Below are 12,254 nucleotides of genomic sequence, written 5' to 3'. Positions count from 1 at the left end.
GTCATGCCAGTAGGCGTAGCCCCCGGGAGGTGGCCGTCATGCCCGCAGCCGCAGCCGCAGCTGCAGCCGCAGCTGTAGCCGCAGACCCCGCGAGAAGCTGGCCGTCATGCCCGCAGCCGCAGCCCCCGGGGGGTCGCGTGGAAGCCTGCTCCTTCCAGGAGGGGGGCGAAGGGGGAGGTCAGGGAGGAGCCTCCGTTGATGCGTTCTACCGTGACCGTGCCGAGGGAGCCCGCTCGGGCCGAGGCGGCGAGCGCTTCGGCGGCCGCTTGCAGGCGGGCGTCCTCGGCGGCGGGGGTGTCGTCCTGTGGGGTGGCGGGCCAGGCCAGCAGGGTCTTGCCGCCGCGCTCCATGTAGAGGGTCAGTTCACCGTCGACGAGGACGACCAGGGAGCCTGCCTTGCGGCCCGGCTTGTGGCCCGCGTCGGTGGGCGGGTCGGGCCAGGGGAGCGCGGCTCCGTAGGCGTTGGCCGGGTCGGCGGCGGCCAGGACGATGGCCTGGGATTCCGAGGAGCGCGGGGCGTAGTTCATCGCGGACGGTGAACTGTCCGTGCGGTCCCGGGCGTTCGCCGCCGCGCGCAGCCGGTCCACCGCGCCGTCCATGGCGAACTGGGCGGCGCCGAGCCCCTCGACGACGTACCCGCGGCGCGCCTGGCCGCTGTCCTCGAAAACGGACAGGACGCGGTACGTCGCCGAGAAGCCGCCCTCCACTCCCTCGGCCGCGACCGCCCCACGGGTCACCACGCCGTGTCGGTCGAGGAGCGTGCGGGCAAGGGCGTGGGCGCGCAGGGTGGGGTCGGGTTCCTGGGCGGGGAGCAGCGACCAGCGGCCCGCCACGGTCGGTGGGCCCGTACGCGAGGTGGGGCGGGCGGCGGCCGTCAGCGTGCCGTAGCGCCCGCGCGGGGCGGAGCGCTTGGCGCGGTGGGCCGTGGAGCCCGCGGTGCGGCCCGAGCCGAGGAGCGAGCGCATGGGGGCGAGCGTGTCGTTCGTGAGCCGTCCGGACCAGGCCAGGTCCCAGATCACGTCGGCCAGTTGGAGGTCGGAGGCCTCGGGGTGGGTGGTGGCGCGCACCTGGTCGGCGATCTGCCGGAAGAACAATCCGTACCCCCCGGAGAGGGTGTCCAGGGCCGACTGGTGGAGCGCGGTGAGCTCCAGCGGATGGGCCTGCGGCAGGAGCAGGGGCGCGGCGTCGGCCAGGTAGAGGGAGACCCAGCCGTCCTTGCCGGGGAGGGACCCGGCTCCGGCCCACACCACCTCTCCGGCGGCGGTGAGTTCGTCGAGCATCGCCGGTGCGTAGCCGGAGACGCGCGAGGGCAGGACGAGCTTTTCGAGGGCGGACGCGGGCACGGTCGCCCCTTGCAACTGCTCGATGGCGCGCACCAGTCCGTCCACGCCCCGCAGGCCGTGGCCGCTCAAGTGCTGCCACTGGGGCAGGAACTGGGCCAGCGCGGCGGGCGGCACCGGCTCCAGCTCGTGCCGGAGGGCCGCCAGGGAGCGGCGGCGCAGGCGGCGCAGGACGGCCGCGTCGCACCACTCCTGGCCGATGCCCGCCGGATGGAACTCTCCTTGTACGACGCGCTGGTTGGCGGCCAGGCGCTGCAGCGCGCCCTCGGTGACCGCGACGCCGAGGCCGAAGCGGGCCGCCGCCGTCGCCGAGGTGAAGGGGCCGTGCGTGCGGGCGTACCGCGCGATGAGATCGCCGAGGGGGTCCTTGACGGGCTCGGTGAACGCCTCCGGGACACCGACCGGCAGCGCGGTGCCCAGCGCGTCGCGCAGCCGTCCCGCGTCCTCGATCGCCGCCCAGTGGTCGGCCCCGGCGATGCGGACGCTGATCGCGCGGCGGGCCGAGGCGAGCTCCTGCGCCCAGTCGGGCTCGGCGCCGCGCTCGGCCAACTCGGCGGAGGTGAGCGGCCCGAGGAGACGCAGCAGGTCGGCGACGCCTTCGGCGTCCTTGACGCGGCGGTCCTCCGTGCGCCACTGGAGCTCCTGCTCCAGTTCCGTCAGGACGTCCGCGTCGAGCAGCTCGCGCAGCTCGGCCTGGCCGAGGAGTTCGGAGAGGAGCCGGGAGTCCAGGGACAGGGCCGCCGCGCGGCGCTCGGCCAGGGGTGAGTCGCCCTCGTACAAGAACTGCGCCACGTAGCCGAACAGGAGGGAGCGGGCGAAGGGGGACGGCTCGGGGGTGGTGACCTCGACGAGCCGGACCTTGCGGGACTCGATGTCGCCCATCAGTTCCGTCAGGCCGGGGACGTCGAAGACGTCCTGGAGGCACTCCCTGACCGCTTCGAGGACGATGGGGAAGGATCCGAACTCGCTGGCCACCTGGAGCAGTTGTGCGGCGCGCTGGCGCTGCTGCCACAGAGGTGTGCGCTTTCCGGGGCTGCGGCGCGGCAGCAGCAGCGCGCGGGCGGCGCACTCGCGAAAGCGCGAGGCGAACAGGGCCGAGCCGCCCACCTGGTCGGTGACGATCTGGTTGACCTCGCCCTTGTCGAAGGCGATGTCGCCCGCTCCTACGGGTGCCTGATCGCTGTCGTACGCCGGGTGCTGGTCGGTGGGTTCCTGGTCGAGCAGGTCCAGGCCCATGAGGTCGGCGTCCGGCAGGCGCAGCACGATGCCGTCGTCGGCGTGCATGACCTGGGCGTCCATGCCGTACCGCTCGGTCAGCCTGGAGGCGAGGGCGAGGGCCCAGGGTGCGTGCACCTGCGCGCCGAAGGGGGAGTGCACCACGACCCGCCAGTCGCCCAGCTCGTCGCGGAACCGCTCGACCACGATCGTGCGGTCGTCCGGGATGTGGCCGCAGGCCTCACGCTGCTCGGTGAGGTACGTCAGGACGTTGTCCGCCGCCCAGTCGTCCAGGCCCGCGGCCAGCAGGCGCACGCGCGCGTCGTCGCGCGACAGGGAGCCGACCTCCCGGAGGAACGCGCCCACCGCACGGCCCAGTTCGAGCGGGCGGCCCAGTTGGTCGCCCTTCCAGAAGGGGAGCCGTCCCGGAACGCCGGGTGCGGGGGAGACGAGCACGCGGTCGCGCGTGATGTCCTCGATGCGCCAGGAGCTGGTGCCGAGCGTGAAGACGTCGCCCACCCGGGATTCGTAGACCATCTCCTCGTCGAGCTCTCCGACGCGGCCGCCGCCCTTCTTGGGGTCGGCGCCCGCGAGGAAGACCCCGAAGAGGCCGCGGTCGGGGATCGTGCCCCCGGAGGTGACCGCGAGGCGCTGCGCGCCCGGCCGCCCGGTGACGGTGCCGGCGACGCGGTCCCAGACCACGCGGGGGCGCAGCTCCGCGAAGGCGTCCGAGGGATAGCGGCCCGCGAGCATGTCCAGGACGGCCGTGAACGCCGACTCCGGGAGCGAGGCGAAGGACGCGGCGCGGCGGACCAGGGCGAGGAGGTCGTCGACCTGCCAGGTGTCGAGGGAGACCGTCGCGACGAGCTGTTGTGCCAGGACGTCCAGGGGGTTGGCCGGGACGCGCAGCGACTCGATGGAGCCGGTCCGCATCCGCTCGGTGACCACGGCGGCCTGCACCAGGTCCCCTCGGTACTTGGGGAAGACGACGCCGGTGGAGACCGCGCCCACCTGGTGTCCCGCGCGGCCGACCCGCTGCAGGCCGGAGGCCACGGAGGGCGGTGACTCGACCTGGATCACCAGGTCGACCGCGCCCATGTCGATGCCGAGCTCCAGGCTGGAGGTGGCGACGACGGCCGGCAGGCGGCCCGCCTTCAGGTCCTCCTCGACGAGCGCGCGCTGCTCCTTGGAGACCGAGCCGTGGTGGGCCCGGGCGAGGACCGGAGGGGCGCCCTTGGCCGCGCCCGACTCGGCCATCAGCTCGGCGGGGGAGTGGTCCTCGGGAAGAGGCTCTCCCGTCGCGCGTTCGTACGCGATCTCGTTCAGCCTGTTGCACAGGCGCTCCGCGAGACGGCGTGAGTTGGCGAACACGATCGTCGAGCGGTGTGCCTGGACGAGGTCGGTGATGCGCTCCTCGACGTGCGGCCAGATCGAGGGGCGCTCCGCGGCCTGGTCGGAGTCGGCGACCGGGGAACCGCCCAGCTCCCCGAGGTCCTCGACCGGCACGACCACCGAGAGGTCGAACTCCTTGCCGGACGGTGGCTGGACGATCTCCACCCTGCGCTGCGGGGAGAGATAGCGCGCCACCTCGTCCACCGGGCGGACCGTCGCCGACAGGCCGATGCGGCGGGCGGGCCTGGGCAGCAGCTCGTCGAGCCGCTCCAGGGAGAGGGCGAGATGGGCGCCGCGCTTGGTGCCCGCGACCGCGTGCACCTCGTCCAGGATCACCGTCTCGATGCCCGCGAGCGCGTCCCGCGCGGCGGAGGTGAGCATCAGGAAGAGCGACTCGGGCGTGGTGATCAGGATGTCCGGCGGGCGCGTGGCCAGGGAGCGGCGCTCGGCGGGCGGGGTGTCGCCCGAGCGGATGCCGACCCGCACCTCCGGCTCGGGGAGTCCGAGGCGCACGGACTCCTGGCGGATGCCGGTCAGCGGGCTGCGCAGATTGCGCTCCACGTCGACCGCCAGGGCCTTCAGGGGAGACACGTACAGCACCCGGCAGCGCTTTTTGGGGTCGGCGGGCGGCGGGGTCGAGGCCAGCTGGTCGAGGGCGGCCAGGAACGCGGCCAGCGTCTTGCCCGAGCCGGTGGGCGCGACGACCAGCACGTCCGAGCCCTCGCCGATGGCCTTCCACGCCCCGGCCTGCGCGGACGTGGGCGCGGAGAAGGCCCCCGTGAACCAGCTGCGGGTCGCGGGGGAGAACCCGTCAAGGGCGCCGAGGGCGCTGGATGCGGACCTGACCATGACCCCATCGTGCACCCCGCCACTGACAACGGCGCCGACCTGCGAAAAAGGGTTTGCGTGGCTGTCGCAGAATGGGGCCATGGCAGGTTCGGCGGAGCAGGCGCGGCACTGGCGTTACGCGGAGCTGCCCGGGGTCGACCTGCTGCGGGCCCACTACATCAGCAAGACGTTCGTGCGGCACACCCACGAGCACTTCGTGATCGCCGCGATCGCCGAGGGCGTCGACGTGTTCCACCACGGTGGCGCCGATCAGCACGCGGGGCCGGGGACGCTGGCCCTGATCAACCCGGACACCACGCACACCGGCCGGGCCGGCGCACCCGAGGGATGGCGGTACGCGGCGGTCTATCCGTCGCCGGAGCTGGTCACCGCCATCGCCGCCGAGACCACCACGATCCGCGGAACCCCCGGCTTCGTCCGTCCGGTGCTCGATGACCCGTACGCCGTGACCCTCGTCCACCGGGTGCTGCGCGCCGCCGAGGAGGGCAACGCGCTCGCCGCCGACACCCTCCTGCGGGTGGCCGTGACCCGGCTGCTGCGGCTGAACGGCGGGCCCCTCCCCGAGCGCGCCGTGCCCACGGCGGGGGCCAGGATCGCGGCACGCGCGCGTGCGGTCCTCGATGAGCGGATGGCCGACCCGCCGAGCCTGGAGCGGCTCGCCACCGACCTCGGAGTCGGCCCCTTCGCCCTGCTGCGGGCCTTCCGTGACGCGTACGGGATGCCTCCGCACGCGTGGCTCACCGATGCGCGCGTGCGCGCCGCACGGCGCCTCCTGGACGTGGGCACGGCGCCCGCGGAGGCGGCCGTCGCCGTGGGGTTCACCGACCAGCCGCACCTGAACCGGCACTTCGCGCGGATCGTCGGGGTGCCGCCCGGGGCGTACCAGCGCGAGCGCAAGAACGTACAAGACGGCGCGTCGGCCCTCCTCGTACCGTCCGGCGTGTGGCAGAACAGACGACACCCGCAGACATAGGCCCAGGCCGGATCGAGCACGGCGACCAGACCCCCCGCACACCGGAGAAACCCGACTCCGCCGTGGTCCGCGACGCCCTCGGCGTCGGGATCGCCGTCGGCCTCTCCGGCTTCGCCTTCGGAGTGACCTCGGCGGGCAGCGGCCTCACCGTGCTGCAGACCTGCGCGCTCAGCCTGCTGGTCTTCACCGGCGCCTCGCAGTTCGCGCTGGTCGGGGCGCTCGCGGGCGGCGGGAACCCGTTCACCGCGGCAGCGGGTGCCTTCTTCCTCGGCGTACGCAACGCGTTCTACGGACTGCGCCTCTCGCAGCTGCTTGCCCTCCCGCGCGCGGTGCGCCCGTTCGCCGCCCACTGGGTCATCGACGAGACCACCGCCGTCTCGCTCGCCCAGCCGACACGGCGCGCCGCCCGCATCGGGTTCACCGTCACCGGACTGAGCCTCTACGTGCTGTGGAACCTCACCACGCTCCTGGGGGCGCTCGGCGCGGAGGCCATCGGAGACACGGACGCGTGGGGGCTTGACGCCGCGGGGCCCGCGGTCTTCCTGGCGCTGCTCGCGCCGATGCTGCGGACGGCCACGGAGCGGGCGGTGGCGGCGATCGCGGTCGTCCTGGGGCTCGGCCTGCTGCCCGTGCTGCCCGCGGGGGTGCCGGTCCTGGTGGCCGCGCTCGCCGTGCCGGCGGTGCTCTACGTAGAGGGCCGCAAGGCCGCCGCCAAGGAAGAGGCACGCCCCGACGGCGCCCGGAACGACACCCAGTACAACGCTCGGAACGACGCACAGAAGGAAGACCGTTGAACATCTGGATCGCGATCGGCGTGACCTTCGTCGGTTGCTACCTCGTGAAGCTCGCGGGCCTCCTGGTGCCCGCGGGCGCCCTGGAGCGTCCGCTCGTCAAGCGCATGGCCGCCCTGCTGCCCGTGGCCCTGCTCGCCGCGCTCACGGCCCAGCAGGCCTTCGCCGACGGCCGGGTCCTGGAGCTCGACGCCAAGGCGCTGGGGCTCGTGGCGGCGGCCGTGGCGCTGCTGCTGCGCGCCCCGTTCCTGGTCGTCATCGGGGCGGCGGTGGTCGTCACCGCGGGGGTGCGGGCGCTCACGGGTTGAGCTTCGGTGCCGTCCTCCACAGGGACTCACAGGTATCGGTGGCCTCGAGCACCCGCTCCCGTCGCGCACAGACCCCGTGGGTAATGTGACGCGTCACAACCGCGGCCCCACCCCCGGAGAGGAGACACCGTGGCGCTGTCCTCCGAAGCCAGGTCTCTCGCGGCGCGGTGCGAGCCCCGGGTCAATGAACTGGCCCGCAGGATGGCCCGTGAGTCGTTCGAGGAGCTGCCCGGATACGCGGAGCTCCCCGACGACGTGAAGGACGTGGAGATAGCCGCGACCGCACGCCACGGAGTGCGCCTCTTCCTGCGCCGCGTCACCGATCAGCCCGGCAGCCACCGGCTCTTCCGCGAGCGGGCCGCACAGCGCGCGGAAGAGGGCATGCCGCTGCACCTGCTGCTGCGTACGCACGCGCTGGGCGTCTACGTCCTGTGGCAGGCGCTGCGCGACGTGGCACGCCCCGGCGAGGAGGCGGCCCTGGTCGAACTCGTGGACGTACTGCTGCAGTCGCACCCCGCCGTCGTCGGGACCGTGGCCGAGACCTACCTGGACGAGCGCTCCGCGCTGGAGGCCGAGCAGCGCGCCCAGCGCAGTTCCCTGGTGCGCGGCCTGCTCGACGGCATGGTGCCGCCCGGACACGTGCTCCTCGACCAACTGCGCCTGGCGGGTCCCGCGCTCGTCCTCGCGGTCGGCTTCGACGGGGCGCCGGCCGAAGGCCCCGTGGCGGTACGGCGGCGGCTGCGGCGCGTACAGACCGCCCTGGACCACGCCTTCGACGTGGAGGTGCTCGCGCTCCTTGAGACCGACGGCGGCCGGGTCATCGTGCCCAGGGAGTGCCGGGCTCCCGAAGACCTGCCCCGCCGCCTGAGCAAGGCCTGCGACCTGCCCGTGCGCGTGGCCGCCGTGGACGCCGCGGGGCCCGAGGCCGTGACCGGCGCGGCCCGTACCGCGACCGAGATCCTGCGCATCACGCGCGCGTGCGGCATGCCTCCGGGACTGCACCGCATGGACGACGTGCTTCTGGAGTACCACCTCTCCCGCCGCAACGAGAGCAGCCACCTCATCTCCGCACTGCTCGACCCGGTCGCCGACCGACCCGAGCTCCTGGAGACGCTGCGCACCCACCTCGGCCACCAGCAGGACCGCAGGGCGACCGCCGCCGCCCTCGGCCTGCACCCCAACACCGTCGACAACCGCCTCGCGAAGATCGGCGAACGCACCGGCATCGACCTGTCGGCGCCGCGCGGCACGGCGCTCGCCATCGCGGCACTGCTGCTGAGGGAGGCCGAGGAGCCTCCGTCAGGCGATGGGGCGCCCGTAGGCCCGTAGCGTGCGCAGCGCCTCGATGGTGACGATCGGGCGCGCTTCGAGGGCGGTGGTCGGCGCCCACTGCCGCCAGCGGATGGGCCAGCCGCCGTCCTCCTGCTGCTCGCGCTTCAGGAAGTCCAGGGAGCGCGCCATCTCCTCGTCGGTGAACCACGCGCGCGCGAGCGACTCGGGGGCCTTCGCGTAGTCGTGCGCGAAGTGGTGCTCACCCGGTGCGTAGCCGGGCGCCACGGGATACGCGTCCAATCGCTCGGGGTCGAGGGCCACCAGGCCCTGCTCCCGCGCGATCCTGCCCAGCCGGTCGGCGGCCGCCTGCGCGCGCGGGCGGTCGGGTGCCCCGTCGAGGAACGCGACGGCCGCCTCGATCTCGTACGGATGGGACTTCTCGAGGGACTCGACGGCCGCCCAGCAGAAGTCGGTGGCCCTGAACAGCCAGGCGTGCCACACCTCGTTGCGGTGCAACAGGCCCACTACGGGGCCGGTGGCGAGGAGTTCGCTCGGCGGATCGTCCACCACGGGCACGAACGGCGCCGAGGGGTAGCCGCGCTGGCTTGGATGGATCGCCGGAAGGGCGCCGTCGGACGTCGACACCGAGGTCAGATAGCGGCACACGCGCTCCACCCGCTGCCCGCCGCAGCGCCGGATCGAGTCCAGGACGCGCAGCGCGTGCCCGGCGTGCAGGGGCTGGCTGACGGGGCCGCGCAGATCCGGTTCGAGCGCGTACCCGTACCCGCCGTCCACGGTGCCGTACGCGGCCAGGGCGGTCTCGACGGCATCGGCCGCCGGGTCGGCTCCGGTGCCGCCCGCGCCGCCCGTGCCGCTCAGGAAGTGGTACGCGAACCGCCGCTGTTCCAGGACGCGCGCGGTGAGCCAGACGAAGTGCTCGGCGCGTGCGACCGGCGAGGGCGCGGCGTGCGGGGATGCTCCGGTTTCGGCCATGCACAGACCGTAGGCCGGAAAGCGCCTTCGGTAAGCCCCCTGCGTCCGGCTGCACTCTCTAGGGCGCGATACTGAAGGCATGCGGTTGACGATTTTCTGGGAGCGGATGGCGGACCACTTCGGACAGGGGTACGCGGACTCGTTCGCTCGCGATCACGTGATGGCGGAGCTCGGCGGCCGCACGGTGCATCAGGCACTGGACGCGGGCTGGGACGCCAAGGACGTCTGGCGTGCCGTGTGCACGGCGATGGACGTGCCGGCCGACAGGCGCTGACACCGGACGGCCCGCCGTCTTCCCGCGGCTCGTCCCGGGCGCCGGAGACCGTCAAGATGCGGGGGCGGCGGCTGAATGTCGGCGGCGTGGGCGAGACTGGCTCTGTGTCATCGACAGACGAGACCGCGCAGGTCACTCAGGACGTAGCTCCGCTCGGCACCACGCCGCCCGCACGGCCTCCGAACGGGGCGGAGACCGGGCGGGCCGCCAGCATGCCGCGCTGGCTGCCGCGCGCCATGGTGCTCGCCCTCGCGCTCATCGCCTGTTTCCAGCTGGGCAGTTGGGCCTTCCACCAGGTCACAGGACTGCTGATCAACATTCTGATCGCGTTCTTCCTGGCGCTCGCGGTCGAGCCCGCGGTGAGCTGGATGGCCGCGCGCGGGCTGCGCAGGGGCTTCGCCACCTTCCTGGTCTTCCTCGGCGTCCTGATCGCGAGCGCGGGCTTCATCACGCTCATGGGGTCGATGCTCGCGGGCCAGATCGTGGAAATGGTCGAGGACTTCCCCGAGTACCTCGACGATGTCATCAGCTGGATCAACCAGACGTTCCACACGGAGCTCTCCCGGGTCGAGATCCAGGACAGCCTGGTCCACTCGGACTGGCTGCAGAAGTACGTGCAGAACAGCGCGAGCGGCGTCCTGGACGTCTCGGCGCAGGTCCTCGGTGGCCTCTTCCAGCTCCTGACGGTCCTGCTGTTCTCGTTCTACTTCGCGGCCGACGGACCGCGGCTGCGGCGCGCGCTCTGCTCGGTGCTGCCGCCCGCCCGGCAGGCCGAGGTGCTGCGCGCCTGGGAGATCGCGGTGAACAAGACCGGCGGTTATCTCTACTCGCGCGGTCTGATGGCACTGATCTCCGGAGTCGCGCACTACGTCCTGCTCCAGGCCCTCGGTGTGCCGTACGCGCCCGTGCTCGCGGTGTGGGTGGGCCTGGTCTCGCAGTTCATCCCGACCATCGGCACGTATCTGGCGGGCGCGCTGCCGATGCTGATCGCCTTCACGGTCGATCCCTGGTACGCGCTGTGGGTGCTGATCTTCGTAGTGGTCTACCAGCAGTTCGAGAACTACGTCCTGCAGCCCAAGCTCACCGCCAAGAGCGTGGACATCCACCCGGCGGTCGCCTTCGGGTCGGTCATCGCCGGCACGGCGCTCCTCGGCGCGGTCGGCGCCCTGATCTCCATCCCGGCGATCGCGACACTCCAGGCGTTCCTGGGGGCGTACGTGAAGCGGTACGACGTCACGGACGACCCGCGCGTCCACGGGCACCGGCGCAAGGGCGGGGCGTCCCTCCTCACGCGCGTACGGCGTGCCCTGCGCGGGCCGAATCGTCCGGGAGCGGCGTCGGAGGCCGAGGTCGCGGCGGAGGAGGCCGCGGGCTCGCGCCCCGGTCCCGCATCGGGCTCCGGCCCGGAGTAGAGGGCGACGCGGAGGAGCGACGCGGAGGGTCTCAGGGGCGATGTGCGCCGGGCGGACCGGACCCTTCCGTACTCTCGGTGGAGCCGCGTGGTGCGCTTGACACCGAAATCGAACATCCATTCTCATAGGTTGCCTGGCGGCGTTTTCCCGGGGTTTTCGCGGGGGGATCCCTGGGGCTCCGGCGGATTTCGGCGGGGCGATCGCCTCGAGTTATCCACAGGCGGGACGGGCGTCGGGGCGGATTGTCAGTGGCAGGCGCTAGCGTCATTGACGTGAAGCGATCGACACAAGCAAATCGGGTGGAACCCATGGCAGGAACCGACCGCGAGAAGGCGCTCGAAGCCGCGCTCGCACAGATTGAACGGCAATTCGGCAAGGGCGCAGTGATGCGCATGGGCGAGCGGCCGAACGAACCCATCGAGGTCATCCCCACCGGATCGACCGCGCTCGACGTCGCGCTCGGCGTCGGCGGCATCCCGCGCGGCCGTGTGGTGGAGGTGTACGGGCCGGAGTCCTCCGGTAAGACGACGCTGACGCTGCACGCGGTGGCGAACGCCCAGCGGGCAGGCGGCTCGGTGGCCTTCATCGACGCCGAGCACGCCCTGGACCCCGAGTACGCGAAGAAGCTCGGCGTCGACATCGACAACCTCATCCTGTCCCAGCCGGACAACGGCGAGCAGGCGCTGGAGATCGTCGACATGCTGGTCCGTTCCGGCGCCCTCGACCTGATCGTGATCGACTCCGTCGCGGCCCTGGTGCCGCGCGCGGAGATCGAGGGCGAGATGGGTGACTCGCACGTGGGTCTGCAGGCCCGCCTGATGAGCCAGGCACTGCGGAAGATCACCAGCGCGCTCAACCAGTCCAAGACCACCGCGATCTTCATCAACCAGCTGCGCGAGAAGATCGGCGTGATGTTCGGCTCGCCGGAGACCACGACCGGTGGCCGCGCGCTGAAGTTCTACGCGTCGGTGCGGCTCGACATCCGCCGCATCGAGACCCTGAAGGACGGCACGGACGCGGTCGGCAACCGCACCCGCGTCAAGGTCGTCAAGAACAAGGTCGCGCCGCCCTTCAAGCAGGCCGAGTTCGACATCCTCTACGGCCAGGGCATCAGCCGCGAGGGCGGCCTGATCGACATGGGCGTGGAGAACGGCTTCGTCCGCAAGGCCGGCGCCTGGTACACGTACGAGGGCGACCAGCTCGGCCAGGGCAAGGAGAACGCCCGCAACTTCCTCAAGGACAACCCCGACCTCGCCGACGAGATCGAGAAGAAGATCAAGGACAAGCTGGGTGTCGGCGTGAAGCCGAAGGCGGAGGAGCCCGCTGCCGAGCCGGCCAAGGACGCGGGGGACGCGGTCGAGGACGCCGCCAAGACGGTGCCCGCACCGGCGACCAAGGCCACCAAGCCCAAGGCCGCCGCGGCCAAGAGCTGATC

8 protein-coding genes and 1 pseudogene are annotated in these 12,254 nt (G+C 72.6%); 7 read left to right on the top strand and 2 right to left on the bottom strand.

The window, feature by feature from the left end:
• Nucleotides 1–104: 104 nt before the first annotated feature.
• On the bottom strand, nucleotides 105–4,796 hold the full coding sequence (locus ACZ6ZP_RS41245) for an ATP-dependent helicase (protein ID WP_469410441.1): 4,692 nt from the start codon (nucleotides 4,794–4,796) through the stop codon (nucleotides 105–107).
• Between the two features lie 79 nt (nucleotides 4,797–4,875).
• Between ACZ6ZP_RS41245 and ACZ6ZP_RS41240 the strand changes: the two are divergent.
• From ACZ6ZP_RS41240 to ACZ6ZP_RS41225, 4 genes and pseudogenes are all read left to right on the top strand, one after another.
• Nucleotides 4,876–5,730, top strand: a pseudogene (locus tag ACZ6ZP_RS41240) (AraC family transcriptional regulator); the annotation flags it as partial.
• Nucleotides 5,731–5,765: 35 nt separating this feature from the next.
• On the top strand, nucleotides 5,766–6,563 hold the full coding sequence (locus tag ACZ6ZP_RS41235; RefSeq protein WP_383823998.1) for an AzlC family ABC transporter permease: 798 nt from the start codon (nucleotides 5,766–5,768) through the stop codon (nucleotides 6,561–6,563).
• The gene (locus ACZ6ZP_RS41230) at nucleotides 6,560–6,868 is read left to right on the top strand and encodes an AzlD domain-containing protein (RefSeq protein ID WP_351173796.1); all 309 of its coding nucleotides are present in this window, start codon (nucleotides 6,560–6,562) and stop codon (nucleotides 6,866–6,868) included. Before ACZ6ZP_RS41235 ends, ACZ6ZP_RS41230 begins: the two co-directional genes overlap by 4 nt.
• Nucleotides 6,869–6,997: 129 nt before the next feature.
• Nucleotides 6,998–8,197, top strand: coding sequence for a PucR family transcriptional regulator (locus tag ACZ6ZP_RS41225; RefSeq protein ID WP_366464493.1), 1,200 nt, complete (start codon nucleotides 6,998–7,000; stop codon nucleotides 8,195–8,197).
• On the opposite strand, the gene ACZ6ZP_RS41220 is transcribed toward ACZ6ZP_RS41225, so the two are convergent.
• Nucleotides 8,168–9,133: a hypothetical protein gene (locus tag ACZ6ZP_RS41220; protein WP_351173790.1), complete on the bottom strand. Its 966-nt coding sequence runs from the start codon at nucleotides 9,131–9,133 to the stop codon at nucleotides 8,168–8,170. The genes ACZ6ZP_RS41225 and ACZ6ZP_RS41220 overlap by 30 nt on opposite strands.
• A gap of 79 nt (nucleotides 9,134–9,212) precedes the next feature.
• Between ACZ6ZP_RS41220 and ACZ6ZP_RS41215 the strand changes: the two genes are divergently transcribed.
• The 3 genes from ACZ6ZP_RS41215 (at nucleotide 9,213) to recA (ending at nucleotide 12,252) form a co-directional block, all read left to right on the top strand.
• On the top strand, nucleotides 9,213–9,407 hold the full coding sequence (locus ACZ6ZP_RS41215; RefSeq protein WP_351173787.1) for a DUF3046 domain-containing protein: 195 nt from the start codon (nucleotides 9,213–9,215) through the stop codon (nucleotides 9,405–9,407).
• A 104-nt stretch (nucleotides 9,408–9,511) separates the two neighbouring features.
• Nucleotides 9,512–10,819 (top strand): AI-2E family transporter, encoded by a 1,308-nt coding sequence (locus ACZ6ZP_RS41210; RefSeq protein ID WP_351173784.1) that lies wholly within the window; start codon nucleotides 9,512–9,514, stop codon nucleotides 10,817–10,819.
• Nucleotides 10,820–11,127: 308 nt separating this feature from the next.
• The gene (gene recA, locus ACZ6ZP_RS41205; protein ID WP_361468314.1) at nucleotides 11,128–12,252 is read left to right on the top strand and encodes a recombinase RecA; all 1,125 of its coding nucleotides are present in this window, start codon (nucleotides 11,128–11,130) and stop codon (nucleotides 12,250–12,252) included.
• Nucleotides 12,253–12,254 lie beyond the last annotated feature (2 nt).

This window comes from Streptomyces sp. NPDC054047, from assembly GCF_055585065.1.
The sequence above is the reverse complement of the archived record's forward strand: the minus strand, read 5'-3'. Positions and strand labels throughout refer to the sequence as shown.